General features: G+C 63.1%; 28 protein-coding genes and 1 riboswitch. Of the genes, 17 read left to right on the forward strand and 11 right to left on the reverse strand.

Annotation, left to right across the window (positions count from 1 at the left end):
• The 4 genes from SALMUC_RS29880 to SALMUC_RS13940 all read right to left on the reverse strand — a co-directional run.
• Window positions 1-205 (reverse strand): transposase (locus SALMUC_RS29880; protein ID WP_245584707.1); only part of this gene is annotated, 205 nt, incomplete at its 3' end.
• A gap of 381 nt (window positions 206-586) precedes the next feature.
• Complete coding sequence (locus tag SALMUC_RS13930; protein WP_037372008.1) at window positions 587-1,228, reverse strand: LysE family translocator; 642 nt, start codon at window positions 1,226-1,228, stop codon at window positions 587-589.
• Between the two features lie 365 nt (window positions 1,229-1,593).
• Window positions 1,594-2,025, reverse strand: a complete 432-nt coding sequence (locus tag SALMUC_RS13935) for a hypothetical protein (RefSeq protein ID WP_020042785.1) — start codon at window positions 2,023-2,025, stop codon at window positions 1,594-1,596.
• Window positions 2,026-2,128: 103 nt separating this feature from the next.
• Window positions 2,129-3,154, reverse strand: a complete 1,026-nt coding sequence (locus SALMUC_RS13940; RefSeq protein WP_020042784.1) for an IS1595 family transposase — start codon at window positions 3,152-3,154, stop codon at window positions 2,129-2,131.
• Window positions 3,155-3,511: 357 nt separating this feature from the next.
• On the opposite strand from SALMUC_RS13940, the gene trbB reads away from it, so the two are divergent.
• The 11 genes from trbB to SALMUC_RS13995 are packed head-to-tail and all read left to right on the forward strand — an operon-like array spanning window position 3,512 to window position 13,088.
• Window positions 3,512-4,462 carry a P-type conjugative transfer ATPase TrbB gene (gene trbB, locus SALMUC_RS13945; protein ID WP_020042783.1) on the forward strand — a complete coding sequence of 317 codons (951 nt, stop codon included), beginning with the start codon at window positions 3,512-3,514 and terminating at the stop codon, window positions 4,460-4,462.
• Window positions 4,459-4,791 carry a TrbC/VirB2 family type IV secretion system protein gene (locus SALMUC_RS13950; RefSeq protein ID WP_011747801.1) on the forward strand — a complete coding sequence of 111 codons (333 nt, stop codon included), beginning with the start codon at window positions 4,459-4,461 and terminating at the stop codon, window positions 4,789-4,791. The genes trbB and SALMUC_RS13950 overlap by 4 nt, the downstream gene beginning before the upstream one ends.
• Window positions 4,791-5,072: a VirB3 family type IV secretion system protein gene (locus SALMUC_RS13955; protein ID WP_020042782.1), complete on the forward strand. Its 282-nt coding sequence runs from the start codon at window positions 4,791-4,793 to the stop codon at window positions 5,070-5,072. Before SALMUC_RS13950 ends, SALMUC_RS13955 begins: the two co-directional genes overlap by 1 nt.
• A 6-nt stretch (window positions 5,073-5,078) precedes the next feature.
• Window positions 5,079-7,589, forward strand: coding sequence for a conjugal transfer protein TrbE (gene trbE / locus SALMUC_RS13960; RefSeq protein ID WP_020042781.1), 2,511 nt, complete (start codon window positions 5,079-5,081; stop codon window positions 7,587-7,589).
• Window positions 7,586-8,368: a P-type conjugative transfer protein TrbJ gene (gene trbJ, locus SALMUC_RS13965; RefSeq protein ID WP_020042780.1), complete on the forward strand. Its 783-nt coding sequence runs from the start codon at window positions 7,586-7,588 to the stop codon at window positions 8,366-8,368. The genes trbE and trbJ overlap by 4 nt, the downstream gene beginning before the upstream one ends.
• 17 nt (window positions 8,369-8,385) lie before the next feature.
• The gene (gene trbK-alt / locus SALMUC_RS13970; RefSeq protein ID WP_020042779.1) at window positions 8,386-8,673 is read left to right on the forward strand and encodes a putative entry exclusion protein TrbK-alt; all 288 of its coding nucleotides are present in this window, start codon (window positions 8,386-8,388) and stop codon (window positions 8,671-8,673) included.
• Window positions 8,674-8,676: 3 nt separating this feature from the next.
• Window positions 8,677-10,026, forward strand: coding sequence for a P-type conjugative transfer protein TrbL (trbL, locus tag SALMUC_RS13975; RefSeq protein ID WP_020042778.1), 1,350 nt, complete (start codon window positions 8,677-8,679; stop codon window positions 10,024-10,026).
• The gene (gene trbF, locus SALMUC_RS13980) at window positions 10,023-10,712 is read left to right on the forward strand and encodes a conjugal transfer protein TrbF (RefSeq protein WP_020042777.1); all 690 of its coding nucleotides are present in this window, start codon (window positions 10,023-10,025) and stop codon (window positions 10,710-10,712) included. The genes trbL and trbF overlap by 4 nt, the downstream gene beginning before the upstream one ends.
• Entirely contained in the window at window positions 10,709-11,737 is a 1,029-nt protein-coding gene (trbG, locus tag SALMUC_RS13985) for a P-type conjugative transfer protein TrbG (protein WP_037372010.1), read from the forward strand. The genes trbF and trbG overlap by 4 nt, the downstream gene beginning before the upstream one ends.
• Entirely contained in the window at window positions 11,734-12,855 is a 1,122-nt protein-coding gene (locus SALMUC_RS13990; protein WP_021120403.1) for a TraB/TrbI/VirB10 family type IV secretion system protein, read from the forward strand. The genes trbG and SALMUC_RS13990 overlap by 4 nt, the downstream gene beginning before the upstream one ends.
• A 2-nt stretch (window positions 12,856-12,857) precedes the next feature.
• Window positions 12,858-13,088: a DUF2274 domain-containing protein gene (locus SALMUC_RS13995; protein ID WP_020042774.1), complete on the forward strand. Its 231-nt coding sequence runs from the start codon at window positions 12,858-12,860 to the stop codon at window positions 13,086-13,088.
• A 215-nt stretch (window positions 13,089-13,303) separates the two neighbouring features.
• Here SALMUC_RS13995 and SALMUC_RS14000 read toward each other — a convergent pair whose 3' ends face one another.
• Window positions 13,304-13,897 (reverse strand): HAD family hydrolase, encoded by a 594-nt coding sequence (locus SALMUC_RS14000; protein WP_198014592.1) that lies wholly within the window; start codon window positions 13,895-13,897, stop codon window positions 13,304-13,306.
• A 35-nt stretch (window positions 13,898-13,932) separates the two neighbouring features.
• A complete protein-coding gene (locus SALMUC_RS14005; RefSeq protein ID WP_020042772.1) occupies window positions 13,933-14,826 on the reverse strand; it encodes a LysR family transcriptional regulator in 894 nt (297 codons plus the stop codon).
• Between the two features lie 69 nt (window positions 14,827-14,895).
• On the opposite strand from SALMUC_RS14005, the gene SALMUC_RS14010 reads away from it, so the two are divergent.
• The 3 genes from SALMUC_RS14010 to SALMUC_RS28965 are packed head-to-tail and all read left to right on the forward strand — an operon-like array spanning window position 14,896 to window position 16,943.
• On the forward strand, window positions 14,896-15,846 hold the full coding sequence (locus tag SALMUC_RS14010; protein ID WP_020042771.1) for a DMT family transporter: 951 nt from the start codon (window positions 14,896-14,898) through the stop codon (window positions 15,844-15,846).
• Between the two features lie 2 nt (window positions 15,847-15,848).
• Window positions 15,849-16,469, forward strand: a complete 621-nt coding sequence (locus tag SALMUC_RS14015) for a LysE family translocator (RefSeq protein ID WP_020042770.1) — start codon at window positions 15,849-15,851, stop codon at window positions 16,467-16,469.
• A 51-nt stretch (window positions 16,470-16,520) separates the two neighbouring features.
• Window positions 16,521-16,943 carry an ester cyclase gene (locus SALMUC_RS28965; protein ID WP_084513991.1) on the forward strand — a complete coding sequence of 141 codons (423 nt, stop codon included), beginning with the start codon at window positions 16,521-16,523 and terminating at the stop codon, window positions 16,941-16,943.
• A gap of 121 nt (window positions 16,944-17,064) precedes the next feature.
• Here SALMUC_RS28965 and SALMUC_RS14020 read toward each other — a convergent pair whose 3' ends face one another.
• Window positions 17,065-17,703 (reverse strand): FMN-binding negative transcriptional regulator, encoded by a 639-nt coding sequence (locus SALMUC_RS14020; protein ID WP_037372011.1) that lies wholly within the window; start codon window positions 17,701-17,703, stop codon window positions 17,065-17,067.
• A 66-nt stretch (window positions 17,704-17,769) separates the two neighbouring features.
• Window positions 17,770-18,663 carry an NAD(P)-dependent oxidoreductase gene (locus tag SALMUC_RS14025; RefSeq protein ID WP_021120405.1) on the reverse strand — a complete coding sequence of 298 codons (894 nt, stop codon included), beginning with the start codon at window positions 18,661-18,663 and terminating at the stop codon, window positions 17,770-17,772.
• A gap of 144 nt (window positions 18,664-18,807) precedes the next feature.
• Window positions 18,808-18,926: riboswitch (TPP riboswitch) on the forward strand.
• 103 nt (window positions 18,927-19,029) lie between these two features.
• Between SALMUC_RS14025 and thiC the strand changes: the two genes are divergently transcribed.
• From thiC to thiE, 3 genes are read left to right on the forward strand one after another with little or no spacing between them, the layout of a single operon-like run.
• Window positions 19,030-20,832 carry a phosphomethylpyrimidine synthase ThiC gene (gene thiC, locus SALMUC_RS14030; RefSeq protein WP_020042767.1) on the forward strand — a complete coding sequence of 601 codons (1,803 nt, stop codon included), beginning with the start codon at window positions 19,030-19,032 and terminating at the stop codon, window positions 20,830-20,832.
• On the forward strand, window positions 20,829-21,638 hold the full coding sequence (gene thiM, locus SALMUC_RS14035) for a hydroxyethylthiazole kinase (RefSeq protein ID WP_021120406.1): 810 nt from the start codon (window positions 20,829-20,831) through the stop codon (window positions 21,636-21,638). The genes thiC and thiM overlap by 4 nt, the downstream gene beginning before the upstream one ends.
• Entirely contained in the window at window positions 21,635-22,273 is a 639-nt protein-coding gene (gene thiE, locus SALMUC_RS14040) for a thiamine phosphate synthase (protein ID WP_020042765.1), read from the forward strand. The genes thiM and thiE overlap by 4 nt, the downstream gene beginning before the upstream one ends.
• Window positions 22,274-22,277: 4 nt before the next feature.
• On the opposite strand, the gene SALMUC_RS14045 is transcribed toward thiE, so the two are convergent.
• Genes SALMUC_RS14045 through SALMUC_RS14055 form a run of 3 tightly spaced genes read right to left on the reverse strand, consistent with a single transcriptional unit; the run spans window position 22,278 to window position 23,994 of the window.
• Complete coding sequence (locus SALMUC_RS14045; protein WP_020042764.1) at window positions 22,278-22,736, reverse strand: NUDIX domain-containing protein; 459 nt, start codon at window positions 22,734-22,736, stop codon at window positions 22,278-22,280.
• A complete protein-coding gene (gene thiD, locus SALMUC_RS14050; protein ID WP_020042763.1) occupies window positions 22,733-23,551 on the reverse strand; it encodes a bifunctional hydroxymethylpyrimidine kinase/phosphomethylpyrimidine kinase in 819 nt (272 codons plus the stop codon). The genes SALMUC_RS14045 and thiD overlap by 4 nt, the downstream gene beginning before the upstream one ends.
• Window positions 23,548-23,994, reverse strand: coding sequence for an NUDIX hydrolase (locus tag SALMUC_RS14055; RefSeq protein WP_020042762.1), 447 nt, complete (start codon window positions 23,992-23,994; stop codon window positions 23,548-23,550). The genes thiD and SALMUC_RS14055 overlap by 4 nt, the downstream gene beginning before the upstream one ends.
• Window positions 23,995-24,000: the final 6 nt, after the last annotated feature.

Consider the following 24,000-nt stretch of genomic DNA (forward strand, 5'->3'; position numbering starts at 1 on the left):
CCGCCTCATCTCCGGCGCCCTCATCGGCCGGCAGGACAAGCTTGCCGTCCTTCGCCATGCGCCGCCACGCCGACAGCTGGTTCGGCTGGATACCGAACCGCGTTGCAACATCGTTCACCGTCATTCCCGGCTGGAGCGTCTCGGCGACTGCCTGCGCCTTCGCCTCATCCGGCCAGCGCCGGTGTCCGGACGCGTAGATCTCCACACCGAGCGATCTGAGAAACGCATTTGTAGCGCACATTGCGAACCGCACTCCCTAACTCACGATAAGGATGCTCTCGCATTCGCCGAAACATCGCGGAAGGTGACCGCGGGACAGCGCTTACATCCGTTTCTGGCTTGCGACAACGCCAGCTCTGCCGGAACCCGCAGCCAAGGCAGCACGGGCGAAAGCAGGGGAGCGCTACGAGGCGTTTATCTCGGCTCTCGGTCGGCGCCTGGCCCAGGGGCCGAAGCTGCGGCAGGAGGTGTCGGAGGATGTGGATGAGGTCGGTGCGTGAGTCCAAAGTGGCTTTCCATACGCACGCTTGGACGAACCGGTGCTCCACAAGTGCAAAAGGCATATGGCTTCATGGATCCGAGGGATTTATAGCCGTGAGGTAGCCAACTTGTAACTGGCGAAGCAGAAAAACACTCCCAGACCAGCCTCGATCCAACGGCGGGCGGCATTGAAGATTCTGACAACTGGCTGTGTCGAGAACGCGAGGGCGTAGGTGAGATGCCCGGTTAGAGAGATGAGGAATGTGCCAGCGACTATCACCCCACCGATCCACCAAGGGGAGTTGGCATCGAGGCCGAGTGATATTGTTGCGGTCCAGGTGAGCGCTGCTTTGGGGTTTGTCATCTGGATCAACAAGCCGCGGCGAACATAGTCAAAATTGTTGTTCGAGCCAGCAAGGGGCTTCGCGGTGATTTCGCCCACAGATAGAGCGGAACGGAAAGACTTAATTGCAAGCCAAAGAAGATAGCCTGCCCCGATGAATTTGATCAACGTCATAAGAGATGCGTAGGCAATCAGAAGCGTCGTCAGTCCCGCCCACGCAAGAACACCCCATAGAAATGAACCTGATGCGATACCAATGGCAAGTGACCGGCCTTGGTCACGCCCGACAGTCATGGACGTGCCGATGATAGAGAGAATATTTGGACCTGGGCTGAACATCCCAAGCACGAACACGCCGTAGGCAAGCAGTATGCCGTGCCATGAATGGGACAGTGCTTCAATCATCTACGTTTCTCCAAGTCTGCGTCATCATTGCAAGTATCTAGCCTCTTGATAGCGCTTAAGTCTTGTTCGACATAGAGGCTAGATCACAAGCTGGCCAATCAACGGTACAATCAACGAAACCTATCGTATGGCATAATTCAGGGGGTCTAGAAGCGAGATGGCGCGGTTGACCACGGAACCGCTGAAGGAATTCCTGCCGCGGTTAATGCCTGTGTTGCCATATGCCGACGCATTCCGAATCACCATGTTTGAACGGCTCGGCGCACGGCCACACCTTCCACGGCATTGAGTTTCCCTATTATCCACGAGAAAAAGCAAGACGCGCCTCAAACTTGCGTTCGAGGGCTTTTTGGACATTGCGGACCTCAGACAATCCCGTGCTTCTTCAGCAGTTCCTGTTCGTCGCCAGATACCCAACCAAAGACTTTCGCGGTGCCGTTCAAGACTTGAACGAGATAGTGGACATCGAAGTCGATGTCTGTCTCGGGCAAATCGTCTCGGGAATAGGTTGCGGTCCAGGAGACGCGGGCCACGCAATGAAGGTCGTCTATTGGAGACAGCCGAATATCGCGTTTTCGCATCTGCCGAGTGCCGATTTCTCTATAGTTCTGATAACCTTGAATCATTGCTTGAACGAGTGTTTCGTCATTCTTCCCTGCCATAACACCGGCAGGAGTAGCCGCGATAAATTCAGAAGCGTAGAGTTCTGAGACCTCTTCCTTGTCGAAGTCGTCAGCCAGAGAACGCTTGAAGAATTCCTCGTATCTCTCGAACAGCTCATGCACTTCTTGTTCCACAGACTTGGTCCTCAACGGCAGAATGGTCCGGTGAACATCGCACCGATCGCGTCATCAAACAACGACTTCGAAGGGCTCTCAGCGGATCTTCGCAGTGACGGGGTCATGGCCACCGAAGGCCCCACGACGGTGTGCGTCTCATCTGCCGGCCGACGGCTCCGCAGAGCAGGCCTCGCATCTGATCCACAACCGGGATCGGCCTCCATACGGTCGTGGTTTTTGATGTTGAAAGGCCCGATGAAGACTTCCGCTTCCGCACTTTGTTCTCCGGAGTCCTGTGGTTCCACCGCCAGATGATCTCGTCCAGGTATCGCTGTAGGTGCTTCCGTCCGAGACGGTGATACACGCCGATCAGAGCGCGCTGGACGACCGCGTTCACGGCTTCGACTGTGTTGATATGCGCTCCGGTTTTCGTGTTGGCATACTGGCGCTTGTTGTGCTGGATCGTATGGTGACTTGCAAAAGCTGCCCCGATCTTTCCGTAGCTCGGGTTCTTATCGGTGATCAGCGCCGACGCCGGGTCAATCCAGCCCTCGATGATGGGCTTCATCGTTCGCCCTTGAGCATTCGGGATGAGCACGGCTCGAGCCTGTCCGTTTCGCGCCGCAGCAACGAGCACGATCGGTTTGCCTGTTCCTCGCCCCCGCTTGTTCTTGACGCCATGGCGGAACTTTGGCTTGCCACCGACGAAGGCCTCGTCGACCTCGACCACTCCCGACAGTCGACCGGCAATGCCCTGCCGATCATCCATCAACTCGCGGATTGCATGGCCAAGCTTCCAGGCGGTCTTCTGGTTCACGCCCAAAATGCGCGACATCACGACAGAAGATATGCCTTTGGAGGAGGTCAGCACGAGAAACATTGCGGCGATCCAGGTCCGGAGATGCAGCTTCGTCGCGTGGAGCGGCGTCTTGGTCGTGACGGTGAACTGGCTGCGGCATTCCTTTTCGATGCATTGATACAGACCGGGACGCACGGATACACCCCGCAACGGGCGCGAACTCAAGCTGCCGCAATGTGGACAAAACCGATCATCGCCCCAGATGGCGTTTTCAAGGAAGAGCCGCGCGTGACGTTCGGTCGGCATCTTCTTCCAGACATCGCGGACAGACTTCAGTTCGGTTATCATGTAGCAGCCTCGCTTTTGGGGGACCCAGAAGATTGGCTGATTTCTCCGAACCGGAAGCGACTACGTTATGGCGTAGCCTGGGCCTTTGCGAGGCAAGCAAGCAGAGCATTGCCGAATGCTCTGCTTTTTCTGGTGGATAATAGGGTTGAGTTTTTTTGAGGCGAGTTCAATTCCGCCGATCACCTGTCTTTACACGACACACTACGACGACCCTTGGAACCCTGTTGAGCCCTAGGCATTTTCGCCTTTCTTAATCGACCCCGATCCAGGGCGGCCTGTTGGAGGCGCCCGTAAGGGAACGGGGCCGGCATGGCGAAGTCCGATCAGAGACCAGAAGTGATCCGGAGAGGCGCGCGGATGCTGCGCACCGCGCTCGGGCCGGCGATCGCCGGGTTTCTGGACGACCCCATGACCGTCGAGGTGATGCTCAACCCCGATGGGCGGCTCTGGATCGACCGACTTTCCGAGGGTCTGGCCGACAGCGGCAAGACGCTCAGCGCAGCGGACGGCGAGCGTATCGTTCGACTGGTCGCGCACCATGTTGGCGTTGAAGTTCATGGCCTGTCTCCACGCGTCTCTGCGGAGCTCCCGGAAACCGGTGAGCGTTTCGAGGGGCTGCTTCCTCCCGTGGTAGCGGCTCCGGCCTTCGCCATTCGCAAGCCCGCTGTCGCCGTCTTCACACTCGAGGACTACGTCGAAGCCGGGATCATGAACTTGATGCAAGCCAAGGCGCTCCGCCAGGCGGTTGCGACCCGTGCCAATATCCTGGTGGCGGGGGGCACCTCGACCGGCAAGACCACGCTGACCAATGCGCTGCTCGCCGAAGTGGCCAAGACCTCCGATCGCGTCGTGATCATCGAGGACACCCGGGAACTGCAATGCGCCGCGCCGAACCTCGTGGCGATGCGCACCAAGGACGGTGTTGCCAGCCTGTCCGACCTGGTTCGCTCTTCGCTGCGTCTGCGCCCCGATCGTATTCCGATCGGTGAGGTGCGTGGCGCCGAGGCGCTTGACCTGCTCAAAGCCTGGGGCACCGGACATCCGGGCGGCATCGGCACCATCCATGCCGGTTCCGGGGGCGGTGCGCTGCGTCGTCTCGAACAACTCATCCAGGAAGCCGTCGTTACCGTGCCCCGCGCCATGATCGCGGAGACCATCGACCTCGTGGCGGTCCTGGCCGGGCGAGGGTCCGCGCGTCGTCTGGTCGAACTCGCCTGCGTCGAGGGCCTCGGGCCGGAGGGCGACTACCGGATTTCACCTGTCATTTCTGAACCCGCCATCCCTCACGAACCAGGAGATCCCAAATGATCCGTCACGCCCTGCGCATCCGCCAGCACATCGCCACCGCGGCCGCCGCCACCTATGTCAGCCTGTTCATCGCTCCGGCTGCGCATGCCTCCGGCTCTTCCATGCCCTGGGAAGCGCCTCTGCAATCCATCCTCGACTCCGTTGAAGGGCCGGTGGCCAAGATCGTGGCGGTGATCATCATCATCGTCACCGGTCTTACGCTGGCCTTCGGCGATACCGGCGGTGGCTTCCGGCGGCTGATCCAGATCGTCTTCGGGATTTCCATCGCCTTTGCGGCCTCGTCGTTCTTCCTCAGCTTCTTCAGCTTCGGTGGCGGGGCACTGATCTGATGTCGGTGAGTTTCGAGGCCCTCGACGCGGTGCCGGGGTTCAGCGTGCCGGTTCATCGCGCGCTGACCGAGCCGATCCTGCTCGGCGGCGCACCACGCTCGGTCGCCATTCTGAATGGCACGCTCGCAGGTGCGGTCGGCCTCGGGCTTCAGCTCTGGCTGGTCGGGATCCTGATCTGGGCCATCGGCCACATCGCAGCTGTCTGGGCGGCCAGGCGCGATCCGCTCTTCGTCGAGGTCGCGCGCCGCCATCTGCGCGTTCCCGGTCATCTCTCGGTGTGAACCCCCATGATGAATCTTGCTGAATACCGTCGCACCGCTTCGCGCCTCGCCGACTACCTGCCCTGGGTGGCGCTGGTCGGGGAGGGCGTGGTCCTCAACAAAGACGGCTCGTTTCAGAGGACGGCGAAATTTCGGGGTCCCGATCTCGACAGTGCCGTCGCGGCCGAACTGGTCGCAGTCGCCGGGCGGCTGAACAACGCTTTCCGCCGCCTCGGTTCCGGGTGGGCAATCTTCGTGGAAGCGCAGCGCTCCGAGGCCTCGACCTATCCGCTGAGCACCTTCCCGGATGCGGCTTCCGCGCTGGTCGATGCCGAGCGCAAGGCCGATTTCGAAGAGGAGGGGAGCCACTTTGTATCCGGTTATTTCCTGACGCTCCTCTGGCTTCCGCCTGCCGAGGACGCGGCGCGTTCGGAGTCCTGGCTCTACGAGGGACGCGAAACCTCGGGTGTGAATCCCTGGGAACAGGTGCGCAGCTTCATCGATCGAACGGATCGTGTGCTGGCACTGCTCGACGGTTTCATGCCGGACTGCCACTGGCTCGATGACGCCGCTACGCTGACCTACCTGCACTCGACGATTTCGACCAACCGGCATCGCGTGCGCGTGCCCGAGGTGCCGGTCTATCTCGACGCGCTCTTGCCCGACCAGCCGCTGGCCGGCGGGCTGGAACCGCGCCTGGGCAATCAGTATCTCCGCGTCCTGACGATCACCGGCTTTCCCGGCGCCACGACCCCTGGCCTGCTCGACGAGTTGAACCGGCTGGCCTTTCCCTATCGTTGGTCGACCCGGGCCATCCTCATGGACAAGCTGGATGCAACCAAGCTGCTGACCCGGATACGCCGTCAGTGGTTTGCCAAACGCAAGAGCATCGCCGCGATCCTCAAGGAGGTGATGACCAACGAGCAATCCGCACTGGTCGATACCGATGCTGCGAACAAGGCCGCCGACGCGGACATGGCCCTGCAGGAACTCGGCGCTGATGTGGCCGGCATGGCCTATGTCACGGCCACGATCACGGTCTGGGACGAGGACGTCCGCCGCGCTGACGAGAAGCTGCGGCTGGTCGAGAAGATCGTCCAGTCCCGCGATTTCACTGTCATGGTCGAGACGGTCAATGCCGTCGATGCCTGGCTCGGCAGCTTGCCCGGACATGCCTATGCCAATGTCCGCCAGCCACCGATCAGCACATTGAATCTCGCCCATATGATCCCGCTTTCGGCGGTCTGGGCGGGGCCGGAACAGGATGAGCATTTCGGCGACGCTCCATTGCTCTACGCCAGGACCGAAGGCTCCACCCCGTTCCGGTTTTCTCTTCATGTCGGGGATGTCGGTCACATCCTCGTCGTCGGCCCGACCGGCGCGGGCAAATCCGTGTTGCTGGCGCTGATGGCGCTTCAGTTCCGGCGGTACTCCCGCAGCCAGGTCTTCGCCTTCGACTTCGGCGGCTCGATCCGCGCCGCTTCGCTCGCCATGGGCGGCGACTGGCATGACCTCGGCGGAGAGCTGACCGACGCGGACGAGAACTCCGTCTCGCTGCAACCGCTGGCCCGCATTCACGAGACGTCGGAGCGCGCCTGGGCGGCTAACTGGATCGTCGCCATCCTGACGCGCGAGAACATCCAGATCACCCCGGATGTGAAGGAACATATCTGGACGGCACTGACCTCGCTGGCCTCGGCCCCTGTGGGCGAGCGGACCATGACCGGCCTCGCGGTCCTGCTGCAGTCCAACGACCTCAAGCAGGCGCTCCGCGCATACTGCGTGGGTGGGCCCTATGGCCGGCTGCTCGATGCCGAAGCCGAACAGCTGGGATCGGCGGATGTGCAGGCCTTCGAGATCGAGGGACTGGTGGGAACCGGCGCGGCGCCCGCCGTCCTCTCATACCTGTTCCACCGGATCGGCGATCGGCTCGACGGGCGACCCACGCTGCTCATCATCGACGAGGGCTGGCTCGCGCTCGATGACGATGCCTTCGCGGAGCAACTCCGCGAGTGGCTGAAGACGCTGAGGAAAAAGAACGCCTCGGTGATCTTCGCGACGCAGAGCCTCAGCGACATTGATGGCAGCGCCATCGCGCCTGCGATCATCGAAAGTTGCCCGACACGGCTCCTGCTGCCGAACGAGCGGGCCATCGAGCCGCAGATTACGGCCATCTATCGCCGCTTCGGCCTAAATGACCGGCAGATCGAGATCCTCGCGCGGGCCACGCCCAAACGCGACTACTACTGCCAGTCGCGGCGCGGCAACCGGCTGTTCGAGCTGGGTCTCAGCGATGTCGGACTCGCACTCTGCGCGGCGTCGTCCAAATCGGATCAGGCGCTGATTGCCGAGATCTGCGCCGGGCAAGGCCGAGACGGGTTTCTCTCCGCCTGGCTGACGGCGCATGGCCTCGATTGGGCCGCCGAGCTGATCCCCGACCTCACCAATCTTGCCATAGACGCTGACGGGGCCTTTCCGGCTACCGCTGTTGTCGAGGACGTCGAACCTGTCCTGAAAGAAGAGGAGATCACATCATGAATCGCAAGATCACGCACCTGTTCGCCGGCCCGTCGCTGCTCGCCCTCGCGCTGGCGATGCCCATGGCCATGTCGCCCATCGCAGCGCCGCCCGCACACGCGCTCTTCGGTATCGGCGGGGGGCCTTTCATCGTCTACGACCCGACCAACCACGCCGAAAATCTCCTGACCGCGGCGCGCACTCTGGAGCAGATCAACAACCAGATCGCACAGCTCCAGAACGAAGCGCAGATGCTGATCAACCAGGCGCGCAATCTCGCCAACCTGCCGTATTCCGCGCTCCAGCAGATCCAGCAGAACGTCAGCCGCACGCAGCAACTCCTGGCCCAGGCGCAGAACATCGCCTTCGACGTGCAGAGCATCGACCAGATGTTCCAGCAGGACTATGGCAACCTTTCCCTGACGGCGACCGACCGGCAGCTGATCGCCGAGGCTCGGTCCCGTTGGGAGAACACCGTCGGTGGCCTGCAGGATGCCATGCGCGTGCAGGCCGGTGTCGTCGGCAATATCGATACCAACCGCGCCGAGATGTCCGCGCTCGTGGGGAAGAGCCAGAACGCGGTCGGTGCTCTTCAGGCCACGCAGGCGGGCAACCAGATCCTCGCACTGCAATCGCAGCAGCTCTCGGACCTGATAGCGGTGATCTCGGCCAACGGTCGCGCCAACGCGCTGACCGAGGCCGAGCGCGCCACCGCTGCAGAACAGGGCCGCATCCAGCGCGAGCGCTTCCTGACGCCGGGCGCGGGCTACCAGCCCGGCAACGCGCAAATGTTCAACTGAGGCCGGGAGGGAAGACGATGGAGGGGAAGGTGCTGGCCCGGATCGCGGCCATCGTGTTCGTGGCGATCGCGATCACAGCCACGGTGACCGAAATGACACGCGAGGAAGCTCCCGCGCCGGCCAGCACCGCGCCCGCGCTCCAGCCGTCTGCCGATCCTCTCCCCGCGACGCTGCGCCGGTGCCAGCAGCTTGGCGAGGCCGCTTCCAGCAATGCCGATTGTCTCGCCGCCTGGGCAGAGAACCGTGACCGGTTCCTCGGCCGGACGTCTGCACCCGAAGTACCACAGCGGTCGGGAGACCAATGAGACATGGGTGGAACCGGCGTCATCGACAACTTCCTGGGCATCTTCACCAGCTATATCGACAGCGGGTTCGGGCTGCTTGGTGGGGAGGTGGCTTTCATTGCGACCACGCTGATCGTGATCGACGTGACGCTGGCGGCTCTGTTCTGGGCCTGGGGCGTCGATGACGACATTATCGCCCGGCTGGTGAAGAAGACGATCTTTGTCGGGGTCTTCGCCTATATCATCTCAAACTGGAACAACCTCGCCCGGATCGTCTTCGAGAGCTTCGCAGGCCTCGGTCTGATGGCCTCGGGCACCGGGTTTTCCGCCGCCGATCTTCTGCGCCCCGGCCGCGTGGCCCAGACCGGACTCGAGGCCGGACGGCCGCTGCTCGAAAGCATCTCCGATCTGATGGGCTGGGTCGCGGTCTTCGAGAACCTCGTCCAGATCCTCTGCCTGTTCTTCGCCTGGGTGTTGGTGATCCTCGCCTTCTTCATCCTCGCGGTTCAGCTCTTCGTCACCCTGATAGAGTTCAAACTCACGACCCTCGCGGGCTTCGTGCTGATCCCCTTCGGCCTCTTCGGCAAGACCGCTTTCATGGCCGAGCGCGTGCTGGGCAACGTCATCTCGTCCGGCATCAAGGTTCTCGTCCTCGCCGTGATCATCGGCATCGGATCGACGCTCTTCGGTCAGTTCACCGCAGGCTTCGGAGGCCTGACGCCGACCATCGATGACGCCATGGCGATTGTGCTGGCCGCCCTGTCTCTGCTGGGCCTCGGTATCTTCGGCCCCGGCATCGCCTCGGGTCTGGTGTCCGGCGGACCCCAACTCAGCGCGGGAGCGGCCATAGGTACAGGCCTTGCCGTTGGTGGTGCTGCGATCGGGGCCGGAGGGGCGACCATGCTGGCTGCACGCGGAGCCGGATCAGTGCTCTCCGGTGGCGCCGCTCTGGCACGCGGCGGTGCCACCGCGGCGGGCGCTGCCTCGAGCGCCTACACGCTCGGCTCGATGGGCGGAGGAGGTCTCCCCGGCGGGATGGCTGGTGTAGCGCGCGCCGGGGCCGCTGCCGCGGCATCACCCCTCAAGAAGGCGTCCTCTCGCGCTGCTGGCGGGATTCAGTCCAGCTACGCCGAGGGCGTCAAGGGCGGTGTTGCGGCGACGGGCGGAACCTCCTCGATGGGTTCGGTCGGCGGCACGCCGCCCGAGCCTTCTTCCGGCCCGTCCGCCTCCGATGGCCCGCCAGCCTGGGCAAAGCGCATGCGCCATAGCCAAGCCGTGAGCCATGGCGTGCGCGCTGCCGCCCATGCCGTCCGGTCGGGCGACAGCCACGGCTCGGGCTCCTCCGTCAATCTCTCCGAAAGGGACCGCTCATGAACCTCTTCAGGCGTTCCGCCACGCATTATGGCAAGTCACCTCAACCAGAGACGCCCTACCAGAGGGCCGCGCAGGTCTGGGACGAGCGCATCGGCTCCGCCCGTGTCCAGGCCCGCAACTGGCGCTACATGGCCTTCGGCATCCTGATCCTGGCGGCGGGATTTGCTGTCGCCCTGGTCTGGCAATCCGCGCGTGGCACCATCGTGCCCTGGGTCGTTCAGGTCGACGCGCTCGGCGAGGCCCAGGCTGTCGCTCCGGCTTCCGCCGACTACGAACCGACCGATCCCCAGATCGCCTTCCATCTTGGCCGTTTCATCGAACAGGTACGGTCGATTCCGGCCGACCCGATCATCGTGCGGCAGAACTGGCTGCGCGCCTATGAGTTCACCACGGATCGTGGGGCGGCGGCTCTGAACGACTTTGCTCGCGCCAATGACCCGTTCACCCGCGTCGGTCGCCAACAGATCGCTGTCGAGGTGTCCTCCGTCATCCGGGCCTCACCGGGATCGTTCCGCGTCGCCTGGACCGAGCGCCACTACGAGAACGGTCAGCTTTCCACGACCGAGCGCTGGACCGCGATCCTGACCGTCGTGATCCAGACGCCGCGCAGCGCCGAGCGCCTGCGCGCCAATCCCCTCGGAATCTATATCAATGCGATCTCCTGGTCGCGGGAGATGAGCCAATGACTGAACAGCATCTTCATGCAACCAGGTCTCCGGGCGTCAGGACGCCGATGTTGGTGGCCTTGCTGCTATCCGCATCCGTACTGGCGGGATGTGCCAGAAACCCGGTGCCGGAATTCAGCTACGACGAGTCCGTGCCGCCACTGCCCACTCCTCCCGCCTCGGCTGCCGAGGAGCGCCCTCGGCCGTTGTACACGCCGCCGGTCTGGACAGTGGCGCATGGCGGAGCGGCGGCGGGCACACCAACCGGTCGTGTCGAAAACGCCAATGCCGCCGCCCGGGTCGAACCGCGCCGCGAGGGCTATTACAATGCGATCCAGATTTATCCCTGGTCGGAAGGCGCCCTCTATCAGGTCTATGCCGCGCCGGGTCAGATCACCAACATCGCACTTGAGCCGGGCGAGCGTCTGACCGGCGCAGGCCCGATCGCCGCGGGAGATACCACGCGCTGGATCATCGGCGACACGGAGAGCGGGACCGGATCCAACGCCCGCGTCCACATCCTCGTCAAACCGACGCGGGACGACATCTCGACCAATCTGGTGATCAGCACTGACAGGCGGGTGTATACGATCGAGCTGCGTGCCCGCGAGTCGCTCTACATGCCCTCCGTCGCCTGGGCCTATCCGGCAGCGCCCCGTGGTGGGCGACAGGCTGTGGGAACCGCGCCGGCCATTCCGGCGCCCTCTGCCCGCATACATCGCTACGGCTTGCAGATCCAGGGCGAAAGCCCGCCCTGGCGTCCTGTCTCGGTCTTCGACGATGGCCGTCGTGTTTATGTCGTCTTCCCGGCTGGCATCGCCCAGGGCGAAATGCCGCCGCTCTTCGTGCTCGGTGCCGATGGAGAACCGCAGATCGTGAACAGCCGCATTCACCGGAACGTGCTGATCGTGGATCGCCTCTTCGGTGCGGCGGAGCTCCGGCTGGGCGCAGGAGACCGCCAGCAGGTGGTCCGGATCGTGCGCATGGAGGAGCGCGAGGCGGATGCGCGAACGGAAGGGGATGCGCGAAGGGGAGGGGCGTCATGAGTGACACCGATACCGCAGCTCCGATGCGTCTGCGCCCCGATCCTCCGCGCGTGACCCGGTTGTCGCGCAAGGTTCTGGCCGGTGTCGGGGCGGTCGCCCTGTTCGGAATTGGGGGTGCGCTGATCTATGCGCTCCAGACCCGTGAGGCAGGGCCGGGAGGTGGAGAACTTTATTCCATCGACAACAGACCGGCAGCGGATGGTCTGGAAGGGCTGCCGTCCGACTATACTGGACCGGTTCTGGGGCCTGCGCTGCCCGGTGACCTCGGGCGGCCGATCCTCGACGCGCAGGAGCGGGGAGTGCCCGTAGGCCCTCCGCCGATTGTGGGCCCGACCGTCGATCCGGAAGCGGAGCGCCGCAGGGCAGAGGAGGAAACCGCGCGTCTGAGCGGTGTCTTCTTTCAGACGGCGTCTGGCAGGGCGACGACGGCCGGGGTCGGCGTGAACCTTCCGGGCCTAGGGGACGCTGACCAACCTGAGGGGAGCCGGCATACGGCTTTCCTCAACGGTCCGGTGGACCGGCAGACCGTCGCATCCGATCGCATTCAGCCGCCAGCCTCACCGTACATCCTTCAGGCGGGAGCGGTGATCCCGGCCGCGCTGATCACAGGCATTCGCTCCGATCTCCCGGGGCAGATCACCGCACAGGTCACCGAGAATGTCTATGACAGCCCGACCGGATCGCTGCTATTGATCCCGCAGGGAACCCGGATCATCGGCCAATACAATGACGGCGTGACGTTCGGCCAACGCCGCGTTCTGCTGGTCTGGAACCGCCTGATCCTGCCCGGAGGCCAGTCCATCGTTCTCGAACGTCTGCCAGGCGCGGATGCGAGCGGCTATGCCGGCCTCGAAGATGGCGTTGACTATCACTGGTGGAACCTGATGCGCGCGGCGGGCCTGTCCACGCTGCTCGCGATCGGCGCGGACCTCGCCACCGATGACGAGGACCGCCTGGTCAAGGCGATACGCGATGGCGCTGTGGACACGATCAACCAGGCCGGTCAGCAGATCGTCCAGCGTCAGCTGCAGGTGGCACCCACGCTGACCATCCGTCCGGGGTTCCCGGTCAGGATCATCGTCACCCGCGATCTGGTATTCGAACCGGCAGGAGGTTGATTATGTCGAAACTGAAGCTTGGGCCGTTGCCCGAAGACAAGCCGGTCAAGGTGACAGTGGAATTGCCCGCGTCCGTTCATCGCGATCTTGTCGCTTATGCAGAGGTGTTAGGGCGGGAGACAGGGCAAGCTGTTGCCGATCCTGTCCGGCTGATCGTGCCGATGCTGGAGCGGTTCATGGCGACGGATCGCGGGTTTGCGAAGGCGCGGCGGGAAGACGTCGGTACCACCTGACCGACTCGTCGAGGATTGCTTGAGCAAGGCGGCAAGGACTATATACCTTCTTCTTTTTCGTCCCCTCGACTGGGGAGACGTGAAGTGAGGTTTTGTCGTTCAACGCGCGAGGGAGCGTAGTTCTGTGTGCAGACCTTCTTGACGGTCCCGGTCACGATTTTCTAACGTGAACAGTGCGGGTTTGCGACTGGAACTGAAGTGGGTCATTATGTGCATTAAGCTCTCACATCGTCCAGAATATCGGACAGGTTTTTCCGACTGTCCCAGACACGACCTGACCACTTGGCCGCTATTGCAGCTTTGACATTTTCAAGCGTGTCGTCGATCAGAATATGCTCGTGAGCTGGTTGTTGCGTCTTAGTCATTGCCGCGGTGAAGAAAGCCGGATCGGGTTTTGCGACCCCTATCTCCGCAGAATAGACGATACCGTCCACGTAGTCGGCCAGCTTCAGGGTGCTCATGATGTAATTTGCACGCTGGTGTTCCTGATTTGTTGCAAGAACAATCTTCAACCCTCGGTCTCTCAACGCCACGCAATCTGCTAGGACGCTTTCATCCAGACGTGCGTCATTCTTGAACCAGTACTGCATAAACTGCTCTGTTGTGATCCCATCGCCCAGCCTTGGAAGGCATTGATCAAGTACGTCGCGTATATCGAGTTGACCGGTTACGACCTGTTTCCAGAAGGGTTTGAAGAAATGTTGCTGCAAGCCGGTGGGGTCCACACCCAGATCCTCTCGCAGAGATGTGGCCCATGAGGCGCCATCCCTAGGGCGGCCGTTGATCAGGACGCCATCGACATCAAGCATTATGCAGCTAGGCATTCTCAGAGTCCCTTTGAGTGTCAGGCCAGTTCCGCTTTCAGCCATGAGATGAGGCGATCCACAGCGGCGTAATCCGAGCGCCGGGTGCCCCTGAAGACGGAAATCTCGTTTGGCCTGTCGACATACAGATCGCAAGCGGGTCGTAATTTGCCGTCGTCTATCATGTCACTGACCGTTCTTTTCCATCCCAAGGCAACCCCCTGGCCGGCAACCGCCGCCTGCAGCACGAGGGGGTAGCTGTCGAACGATACCATCCGCAAGCGGGACGGACGGGGAAGGCCGGTGGCGGCGAACCATTCCGGCCAGTCAAACCAGTCCTGCGGCGTGATACGATGCGACAGGAGAGGGAGGTTGCCCAAAGTGTCCGGCGCGCCCGGAGCGGTGTAATCCGCGAGCAGGGAGGGCGCGCAGACCGGAAAGATACTGTCCGCCGCGGTAAACAGCAGCCGGGCCGAGCCCGAGGCGCGGCCGGTGGTCTGCAGGGCGATGTCGAAGGGTTCGGTGGCCTCCGTAAGGGGGGCAAGCGCACTGACCAGTTGAAGCTGCACCTCGGGATGGCTGGCATGGAAATCCGAAAGACGCGGCATCAGCCAGTAGAAGGCCTCGCAGAGCTGGCAGCGCAGCACGACGGTACCGGGGTCGTGGCTGCCGCGAAGGGCGGCGACCTCGGCCCGGATCGCTGCCAGAGCGTCGCCAGCGACCTGTCCCAACCGGCGACCTTCCTCGGTCAGGAACACCGCGCGGTTCCTGCGTTCAAACAGACGCAGGCCCAGCTCTTCCTCAAGCTGGCTAATCTGGCGGCTGACGGCGGTTTGCGTCAACCCAAGCTCCTCGGCGGCGCGGGTGAAACTCTCAAGCCGGGCCGCGGCCTCGAACGGGCGCAGCCGAGCAAGTTGGATGTCGTCTGTTTGCATGACTAGAGCTCATGTATTTTTTCCCTTTTATCATTTTAATTATAACCTTGTGAATGATTGCATTCACCCATGACATCTTTCCGAAACATTGGGCATCAGGGGCCGAGCCTCGGTTCGGGGATCGTCGCGATCACGGCGGGCGTCTTGCTGCTTTCGCTGTCCGACGCGCTGGTGAAACTCAACAACGAGGGTCTATCACTCGGGCAGGTTCTTACAGTCCGATCCGGCATTGCCGTGCTGTGTCTCGGGGCGGTCTTGCGGCTGACCACACCTATGAGCATTGGCCTGGTCAGTGTCTCTGGCTGGGTGTGGTTGCGCAGCCTTTGTCTCGCCCTGATGTGGGGCTGCTATTACGCCGGGCTGCCCGAGTTGTCGTTCTCCATCGCGGCTGCCTGTTATTATACTTCGCCGATGTGGATGGCTTTCCTGTCTTCAACGCTGCTCGGAACGCGCATCGGGGTGCGCGGGGGTGTTGCGATCCTTTTGGGTCTTGCCGGCGTGATGACGATCCTGCGTCCGGGCTTGGACGAGGTATCGCCGATGATCGGGTTACCGTTGCTTGCCGGGTTCTTCTACGCACTCGCGGCCGTGATCACGCAGGGGCGTTGCCGCGCCGTGCCGGCGATGTCGATGGCAATGAACCTCAACCTTGTTCTGTTGCTGGGCGGCCTGGGGCTGGTCGCCGGCCTGTGGAAGAGCGGACAGGGCAACGACGCGGGCTTCCTGCTGTCGGTCTGGCCTGCGCTGAAGCTGGCGGATCTGGGGTTGCTGGCCGGATTGGGCGTGCTGCTCGCTGTCATTACCGCCTTGGTCGCCTATGCGTATCAAAGGGCCTCCGCACCGGTCATCGGCTTGTTCGATAATGGGTATCTTGTCTTCGCCCTGTTCTGGAGCGTCTTGATCTTTGGCGATCGACCGGGCTTCATTGATCTTCTGGGTATTGTGCTGATTGGAAGCGGGGCACTTCTTGCCTCCACTGCGTCGGCCAATCGTGGCCCGGACCAAAGCGAAGAGGATTGATCATGTCGCTGGACACCTGGATTGCCTACACCATTGCCTGCGTTGTCCTGACGGTGATCCCCGGACCGAGCGTCCTGCTCGTGATCGCGCAGTCGCTGACGCGGGGCAGGGTGGCTGCGGCGATGTGCATTCTCGGCGATGTCGTGGGGAGCATCGTGCTTGTCGGGCTGTCCTTCGCCGGGGTCGGGGCGATCCTCGCCGCCTCCGCGATCCTCTTCCAGATCGTGAAATGGGCCGGGGTGCTTTACCTGGCGTGGCTGGGCATCGGCCAGATCATGCAGGCGCGGCGCGATGCACCGGAGAGGGTCACCCATGAAGGTGGGGCTTCTTCCTGGAGCAGCTTTTGGGCCGGAACCGTGACCGCCGTGCTGAACCCCAAGGCGATCGTTTTCTACATGGCATTCCTTGCCCAGTTCATCGACCCGCAAGGCGATTTGCCCGTGCAGCTTGCGGTGCTGACGGTGACCTCCAGCCTTGTTGTCGTGGTGCTGTTGGCCGGGTATGCGCTGATCGCGGAGCGGGCGGGGCGGCTCTTTGATAGTCATCGCGCGCGTCGCCGCATGGGCTATGCCGGCGGCGGGTTCATGATCGGCGGAAGCGCGGTCATGGCGGTGACGCGTTAGAGCTTATCGGGAAGGTTGAACGTTGGATCATATTTGTCTTGGTCTGCAGAGATGACAGCCACATCGACCAAACTGGTCGAGAGTTTCTACAACGACGTGTGGAACAAGCGCGACTTCCGAGTGGCGCATGAGATAATTTCAACTGATTTCAGGTTTCGAGGTTCGCTTGGACCTGAAAAGCGTGGTATCGACGGCTTTCTTGAATACGTTGAAGCCGTCCACAAAGCACTTGGAAACTATACTTGCATAATCGAGGACTTAGTTTGCAGTGATGACAGGGCGGCTGCCCGTATGATTTTTCGAGGAACACATCAGTCTGAATTTTTCGGAGTTAGTTGTACCGGCAAAGACATTGAATGGGCGGGCGCCGCTTTCTTTGGAATATCGCACGGCAAGCTCTCCAAGCTTTGGGTGCTTGGCGACCTGGACGCTGTAAAGCAGCAATTGGGTGCGCCAACAGTCGGCCGGTTCTGACGTTCTTTGTCCGCTTTGTCACGCTCTTTGCCAAGTCGCAGTCGTCACCGCGAAGTCATCCAAGCAGGACTGCCCCGGTGGCAGCATCTCGAACACGGTTGCCTGCTCGCCAATTGACGTTTCAGGTGTCCTCGTCCGTTTTCCGGGACCGTTCCGCCATCAGGTTTGCCATGGTGGGCTTCCCGGTAGCCCTGAGCCCGGCAACCGCGCCAAGATAGTCTCGCTCTTCGCGGTTCTGGCTGATCTTCGATTTTGCGAGTGTCCGGCTTGCCGTTATTCGGAACGCGACGATGCTTTCCAGCATCCCCTGCATGTAGTCTTGTGGCGCATCTGCCATACGCCAAGCATTCTCGCCGTTCAGCTTTCGCTCGTGCGTGCGCGTCAGAAGACCTACGGCTGCACGTTTGGCCTGTTCGTCGTGCTGGAACGAAATGGTCCCGTAGATATGTACCGCCTGATAGTTCCAGGTCGGAACGTGGCGGTGGTGGTCAGCCTTGCTTGGAAAGAAGTTCGGTGAGATGTAGGCGTCTGGACCACGGAATATGGCCAGAACCTCTTGCTCCTCGGCGATCAGCCGGTGCATGGCATTTGCCTGTGCGACATGGCCGACCAGTGATCCGTCCGGGGCCCGGAGCAACGGGATGTGGTTTGCCAACAATCCTTCTCCCGTCTGCGCCACGATACAGGCCAGTGGCGCTGTATCGAGTATCTCACGGATCGCCGCAGGATCGGTCTCTTCAAAATGCGATGGTGTGTACATTCCCGGCCCCTGTTGCGGTTGAAGTATCGTGCCGCGCGGACGCAATGATGCCCCAACGCTTTTGTATCAAGAAGCGCACCGGCCGGTGCGCGCTTCGATAGCCTGGACCACTGCGATCATGTCATCCTCATCGCGGCCCATGGCTTCGGTTTCCGCATAGAGCGCTTCACAGACGTTCATCAGCGGGGAGGCAGTGTCGGCGGCTCTCGCAGCTTCTAAGACTAGACGGCTGTTTTTCAGCACGTCAGAGATGCCGGCCTGGCGACTGAAATCACGGTTGCGCAGCTTGTCGATCTTCACGCGGGAGACATCGCTGGCCATCGGCCCGGCGTTGAGGATGTCGGCGAAGCTGTCCATGTCGAGCCCGTGGCGCGCCGCGAAATGCGCAGCTTCGGCAAGGCCGGTGACCATGGTGATCAGGAAGGTATTGACCGCGAGTTTCATTTGCAGGGCGCCGGGCACGGTGCCGCAGTCGAAAAGCTGTTTGCAGATCGGCGAGAGCAGGGGACGCAGGCGTTCGATCTCCTCGGGAGGTCCGGCCAGCATGCCGATAAGTTGGCCTGCCTCCGCCGGCTTTCGAGAACCAGAGACCGGCGCCTCGACAAAGCGTCCGTTGGCGGCGGCGATATCCTGTGACAAGCCTTGGGAGTATTTCGCGGAGGTCGTGCCCATTGACACGATGCAATGCCCGGCGACGCGGCGCATGAAGGCCTCGGTGCCGCGGCCCAGCACGGCATCTGTCGCCCCTTCGTTTTCCAGCATAAGAAGCATGGTGTTGCACTGCTCGAAGACCTCGCCCACATCGGCGGCGACCACGGCCCCGGCCTCTCTCAAGGGCGCGGTACGCTCCGGCGTCCGGTTCCAGACCATCAGGGGGCGTCCGGCGTGGCGCAGGTTTAAGGCCATAGGTTGGCCCATGGTTCCCAGCCCGATGAAACCGATCTGTTCTCCTGTTTGCATGACTGTCTCCCGTGTCTGCGGGACGCAGGCTAGCTGACCTAAACAATTTAGAATAACGAATTGATCAAAAGTCTGCGTTCTATAAAGCGGGTAAGTTTTCCTGGCGTCGATATTGACATTGGTGCGATTGCCACGCAGCTTGTCGCCACTCACCCGGGGGGTCTCGACAAGAGGCTGAGATACTGCTGGCACCCGTGCAGCGCAGTGACCCGATGAACCTGATCCAGTTCACACTGGCGTAGGGATGGTGCACTGGCCGCGCGGGCCCCGATCACGTGACGCACGTGGGGGCGAAAACCACACCGGCAATCCCATTCGAACGCGGAACTGGGTCTCCAACGCATATAGCCATGGAGGCTCCGACCGATGAAAGACCAGACCCCAACCGTCACAACGGGCCCGCTACCCGCCTCCCGCCGCGTCTGGCGCGCGGGCGAGCGCCACCCCGATATCCGCGTGCCGATGCGCGAGATCGACCTGCACCCAACGGCGGGCGAGCCGCCTGTCACCGTCTACGACAGCTCCGGCCCCTACACGGACCCGGATGCGGAGATCGTCATCGACCGTGGCCTGCCGCGCCTGCGCGAGGCTTGGATAACGGCGCGCGGAGATACCGAGGCCTACAAGGGGCGGGACATCTCCCCTGCCGACAACGGCTTTGCCGAAGGCGCGCGGCTGGTGCCCGAATTCCCCGTGGGCCATGCGCCGCGCCGCGCCACCAAGGGCCGCGCCGTGACCCAGATGGCCTATGCCCGCGCCGGGATCGTGACGCCGGAGATGGAATTCGTGGCGATCCGCGAGAACCTCGGCCGCAAGGCGCAGGCCAAAGCGCTGGCGCGGGACGGCGAAGGCTTTGGCGCGGCGATCCCGGATTTCATCACACCGGAATTCGTGCGCGACGAGATCGCCGAAGGCCGCGCGATCATCCCCGCCAACATCAACCACCCCGAGGCCGAGCCGATGGCCATCGGGCGCAATTTCCTCGTCAAGATCAATGCCAATATCGGCAATTCGGCGGTGACTTCTTCGATGGCCGAGGAAGTCGAAAAGATGGTCTGGGCCACGAGGTGGGGGGCGGATACCGTCATGGACCTGTCGACGGGCCGCAACATCCACAACATTCGCGACTGGATCATCCGCAACAGCCCGGTGCCCATCGGCACCGTGCCCCTCTATCAAGCGCTGGAGAAGGTGAACGGCATCGCCGAAGATCTGACATGGGAGGTCTACCGCGACACGCTGATCGAACAGGCCGAGCAGGGGGTGGATTACTTCACCATCCACGCAGGGGTGCGGCTGCACATGATCCCGATGACGGTGGACCGGGTCACGGGGATCGTGTCGCGCGGCGGGTCAATCATGGCCAAGTGGTGCCTGCACCATCACCGCGAGAGCTTCCTTTACGAGCATTTCGACGAGATCTGCGACATCGCGCGCGTCTATGACGTGTCGTTCTCTCTGGGCGACGGACTGCGGCCGGGCTCCATTGCCGATGCCAATGACGAGGCGCAGTTTGCCGAGCTGGAGACGCTGGGCGAGCTGACGCAGGTCGCCTGGGCGAAGGATTGTCAGGTCATGATCGAGGGGCCGGGCCATGTGCCCATGCACAAGATCAAGGCCAATATGGACAAGCAGCTTGCCACCTGCGGCGAGGCGCCGTTCTACACGCTCGGGCCGCTCACGACCGATATCGCGCCGGGCTATGACCATATCACCAGCGGCATCGGCGCGGCGATGATCGGCTGGTTCGGCTGCGCGATGCTTTGCTACGTCACGCCCAAGGAGCATCTGGGCCTGCCCGACCGCGACGATGTGAAGACCGGTGTCATCACCTACAAGATCGCCGCCCATGCCGCCGATCTGGCCAAGGGGCATCCGGCGGCGCAGGCCCGCGACGATGCGCTGTCGCGCGCAAGGTTCGAGTTCCGGTGGGAAGATCAGTTCAACCTATCGCTCGACCCTGAAACGGCGCGGTCGATGCATGACGAGACCCTGCCCAAGGAAGCCCACAAGGTCGCGCATTTCTGTTCGATGTGCGGGCCGAAATTCTGCTCGATGCGGATCAGCCACGATATCCGCGCCGAGGCCCAGAAAGAGGGGATGGAGAAGATGGCCGAGAAGTTCCGCGACGGCGGAGACCTTTATATCCCGCTGGAGGACGTGAAATGAGCCAGTCACCTCAGGAATTGCTGACCGCCCTGCGCGCCGCGCCGCCGCTGGTGCAATGCATCACCAACTATGTCGCCATGAACATCGCCGCCAATGTGCTGCTGGCCGCCGGGGCGTCCCCCGCGATGGTCTCGGATGCCGAGGAAGCCGGAGAATTCGCCCGCATCGCCGGTGCGCTGACGGTGAATATCGGCACGCTGTCCTCGCCCTTCCTGTCGGGGATGCGCGCGGCGATCGAGGGGGCTCAGGCCGCCGGGAAGCCGTGGGTTCTGGACCCCGTCGCCTGTCAGGCCACGGCGCTGCGGCGCCGGACGGCGGCGGATCTGGTGGCGCTGAAACCGACGATCATCCGGGGCAACGCGTCCGAGATCCTGTCGCTGGCGGGCGAGGCCAGTCAGGGGCAGGGCGTCGACGGGCGCGACAGCGTGAGCCTCGCGGAAGACGCGGCGCGCTGGCTTGCCGTGCAGACCGGCGGCGTGGTCGCGGTGACGGGCGAGAGCGATTTCGTCACCGACGGCACGCGCGCAGCACGGATCGCGGGCGGCTCGCCCTTCATGCCGATGAACACCGCCTTGGGCTGTTCCCTGACCGGGTTGTGCGGCGCTTACGCGGCGGTTGCGGATGATCCGTTCGATGCCACTCTTGCGGCGCTTGCGCATTTCGCCGTTGCGGGGCGTCGCGCGCATGAGGGGGCGCAGGGGCCGGGCAGTTTTGCGCCGCGTTTCCTCGACGCGCTGCATGCCGTGACCCCCGAAGCGCTGGGGGCCGAGGCTGAAATCCGCGCGCTGGAAAGCGTCGGGGCATGAAGCCGTCTTTCGACCTGTCGCTGTATCTCGTGCTCGATCCCGGCCTTTGCGCCGGGATCGGGATGGTCGAAACTGCGCGCCGGGCGGTCGCGGGCGGCGCGACGATGGTCCAGCTGCGCGACAAGACGGGCGGCACGGCGGCGATGATCGAAACCGGCCGTGCCCTGAAACGCGCGCTTGCGGGAAGCGGGGCGCGTCTGATCGTCAACGACGATGTCGAGGCCGCGGTCGCGATCGGCGCGGATGGCCTGCATATCGGGCAGGGCGACATGCCCGTGGCCGAGGCCCGCGCACGGATCGGAGAGGCGATGCTTCTGGGCCTGTCGGTGGAAAGCCCCGCGCTGGCTGCGGCGGTCGATCCGCATCTGGTCGATTACATCGGCGCCGGGCCGGTCTTTGCCACGCCCACCAAACAGGACCACAAGCGCCCGGTTGGCTTTGACGGATTGGCGGCGCAGGTCGCGGCCAGCCCGGTCCCGGCGGTCGCCATCGGCGGGCTGAAACGCCAACACATCGCACAGGCCTTCGCCGCCGGTGCGCAGGGCATCGCGGTGGTGTCTGCGATTTGCGGCCAGCCCGATCCAGAAAAAGCGGCGCGGCGATTGCGGTGCGCAACCGATGGGGCGAGGAACTGAGGCCTCAGAAGATAGAGGTCTTCAGGGGTAGCCGCACGATGCTCTCAAAGCCGCGCGACCAGTCGTGCCAGAATCTCCCGCGCAGGACGGCAGGAAAGACATGGGCTTCGGGCAAGTCGTCCTCGGCGAACCATCCCGCGTCGCTGATGTTTTCCCGTGGGTCCGGGTTCCGGGACAGCGCCATGCTGCCGGACACCAATCGCGCGGTGAACCAGAATTTCACCATCCTGCCTGAGCTATCAATCAACTCGTCCATATAGGCGAGCTGTTGCGTCTCGATCCGCAGGCCGGTTTCCTCGAAGGTTTCGCGTCGGGCGGTTTCTTCAAGCTCTTCCCCGCCCTCAACGCCGCCGCCGGGCGGTGCCCAGAAGTCGTATTCGCCCTGACGGAAATGGCGTAGCAGCAGGAGCCTGCCCTGGTTGACGACAAGCGCTCCGGCCGAAATGCGGTGCGGCAAGGTCATTCTGGCGCTTCGGCCTCAGCGGGCCAGAGTGCGTGGAAATGGTGCACCGGCCCGTGGCCTTGGCCCACGTCCAGCGCGTCGCTTTGGGCAAGCGCGGCATGCAGATAGGCCTTGGCGCGCGCCACGGCCTCGGGCATGTCGTGATTTGGCAAAAGCGCCGCGATGGCCGAGGAGAGGGTGCAGCCGGTGCCGTGATCGTTGGTCGTGGCGAGGCGCGGAGCGGAAAAGGTCTGCGTCGCTTCAGGACCGGCCAGCAGGTCGGTGCTGTCCGCGCCCGCCAGATGCCCGCCCTTGAGCAGCACGTAATCGGAGCCGAGTGCCAGGAGGTCGGGCAGGGCGGTCTGCATCGTCTCGGCGGTCCAGTCGTCTTCTCGGGCCAGCAGCACGGCGGCCTCTGGCAGGTTCGGGGTGATGACGCGGGCCAGCGGCACCAGCGCCTCGCGCACGGCCGAAACCGCTTCGGGGTCGAGCAGCGCATGGCCGCTTTTCGCGACCATCACCGGGTCGAGCACGATGTTGCGGATGCCGTGATGACGCAGCCGGTCGGCCACGGCGCGGGCGATGCCCGCGTTGGCGATCATGCCGATCTTCACCGCGTCAATGCGCACATCCTCCAGCACCGCGTCGATCTGGTCGGCGACGAAACTGGGGTCGAGCGCCTGGAAAGACCGGACGCCGCAGGTGTTCTGCGCCACCACCGCGGTGATGGCGGAACAGGCATAGGCTCCAAGCGCGGACATGGCCTTGATGTCGGCCTGGATGCCCGCGCCGCCCGAAGGGTCGGTGCCCGCGATGGTCAGGACATTGGCGATCATGCCAGCACCTCCGCCATCAAGGCGGCCTCGTGCGCGACCTCGGCCACATCGAGGCTCAGCGCGAGGCTGGTGTCATTCAGCGCGCCTAGTTCGAACCATCGCGCCTCGAGCGCGTCATCTCCAGCGACCGGTTCTCCGGCGGTCCATCGGAACAGCACAGCGATCAGGATGAAATGATGGCGCACGTTACCGGTGGTGTCGTGGTCAAAGGCGTCAACTGACGTGAATACGCGGAGCGGCTCGGCGGAAACGCCGGTTTCCTCCGCCAGTTCTCTTGTTGCGGCTTCGAACAGTGTTTCGCCGTGCTTGATCTTTCCGCCCGGAAATCCCCATCGTCCCGCGTCGGGCGGATTCGCGCGGCGAACGAGAAGGACCTGGTTGTCGCGTATGACGGCGGCGATGGTCGCCGAAATCGGGCGGGGGGCTGTTGATGGTGATAGCAAGGCGGC

It is taken from the genome of Salipiger mucosus DSM 16094 (assembly GCF_000442255.1).
In the GTDB taxonomy this organism is placed as follows: domain Bacteria; phylum Pseudomonadota; class Alphaproteobacteria; order Rhodobacterales; family Rhodobacteraceae; genus Salipiger; species Salipiger mucosus.

Bases quoted from the DNA above. Each gene is read 5' to 3' on its own strand.
- SALMUC_RS13940 (WP_020042784.1), bottom strand. From the start codon at position 3,154: ATGATAACCGAACTGAAGTCTGTCCGCGATGTCTGGAAGAAGATGCCG.
- trbL (WP_020042778.1), top strand. From the start codon at position 8,677: ATGGGTGGAACCGGCGTCATCGACAACTTCCTGGGCATCTTCACCAGC.
- SALMUC_RS14020 (WP_037372011.1), bottom strand. From the start codon at position 17,703: ATGTACACACCATCGCATTTTGAAGAGACCGATCCTGCGGCGATCCGT.
- SALMUC_RS14005 (WP_020042772.1), bottom strand. From the start codon at position 14,826: ATGCAAACAGACGACATCCAACTTGCTCGGCTGCGCCCGTTCGAGGCC.
- SALMUC_RS28965 (WP_084513991.1), top strand. From the start codon at position 16,521: ATGACAGCCACATCGACCAAACTGGTCGAGAGTTTCTACAACGACGTG.
- trbG (WP_037372010.1), top strand. From the start codon at position 10,709: ATGACTGAACAGCATCTTCATGCAACCAGGTCTCCGGGCGTCAGGACG.
- SALMUC_RS13995 (WP_020042774.1), top strand. From the start codon at position 12,858: ATGTCGAAACTGAAGCTTGGGCCGTTGCCCGAAGACAAGCCGGTCAAG.
- SALMUC_RS13930 (WP_037372008.1), bottom strand. From the start codon at position 1,228: ATGATTGAAGCACTGTCCCATTCATGGCACGGCATACTGCTTGCCTAC.
- SALMUC_RS14010 (WP_020042771.1), top strand. From the start codon at position 14,896: ATGACATCTTTCCGAAACATTGGGCATCAGGGGCCGAGCCTCGGTTCG.
- trbF (WP_020042777.1), top strand. From the start codon at position 10,023: ATGAACCTCTTCAGGCGTTCCGCCACGCATTATGGCAAGTCACCTCAA.
- SALMUC_RS13955 (WP_020042782.1), top strand. From the start codon at position 4,791: ATGTCGGTGAGTTTCGAGGCCCTCGACGCGGTGCCGGGGTTCAGCGTG.
- SALMUC_RS14000 (WP_198014592.1), bottom strand. From the start codon at position 13,897: ATGCTTGATGTCGATGGCGTCCTGATCAACGGCCGCCCTAGGGATGGC.
- thiD (WP_020042763.1), bottom strand. From the start codon at position 23,551: ATGATCGCCAATGTCCTGACCATCGCGGGCACCGACCCTTCGGGCGGC.
- thiM (WP_021120406.1), top strand. From the start codon at position 20,829: ATGAGCCAGTCACCTCAGGAATTGCTGACCGCCCTGCGCGCCGCGCCG.
- SALMUC_RS14045 (WP_020042764.1), bottom strand. From the start codon at position 22,736: ATGACCTTGCCGCACCGCATTTCGGCCGGAGCGCTTGTCGTCAACCAG.
- trbK-alt (WP_020042779.1), top strand. From the start codon at position 8,386: ATGGAGGGGAAGGTGCTGGCCCGGATCGCGGCCATCGTGTTCGTGGCG.
- trbJ (WP_020042780.1), top strand. From the start codon at position 7,586: ATGAATCGCAAGATCACGCACCTGTTCGCCGGCCCGTCGCTGCTCGCC.
- thiC (WP_020042767.1), top strand. From the start codon at position 19,030: ATGAAAGACCAGACCCCAACCGTCACAACGGGCCCGCTACCCGCCTCC.
- trbB (WP_020042783.1), top strand. From the start codon at position 3,512: ATGCTGCGCACCGCGCTCGGGCCGGCGATCGCCGGGTTTCTGGACGAC.
- SALMUC_RS14025 (WP_021120405.1), bottom strand. From the start codon at position 18,663: ATGCAAACAGGAGAACAGATCGGTTTCATCGGGCTGGGAACCATGGGC.
- SALMUC_RS13990 (WP_021120403.1), top strand. From the start codon at position 11,734: ATGAGTGACACCGATACCGCAGCTCCGATGCGTCTGCGCCCCGATCCT.
- trbE (WP_020042781.1), top strand. From the start codon at position 5,079: ATGATGAATCTTGCTGAATACCGTCGCACCGCTTCGCGCCTCGCCGAC.
- thiE (WP_020042765.1), top strand. From the start codon at position 21,635: ATGAAGCCGTCTTTCGACCTGTCGCTGTATCTCGTGCTCGATCCCGGC.
- SALMUC_RS14015 (WP_020042770.1), top strand. From the start codon at position 15,849: ATGTCGCTGGACACCTGGATTGCCTACACCATTGCCTGCGTTGTCCTG.
- SALMUC_RS13950 (WP_011747801.1), top strand. From the start codon at position 4,459: ATGATCCGTCACGCCCTGCGCATCCGCCAGCACATCGCCACCGCGGCC.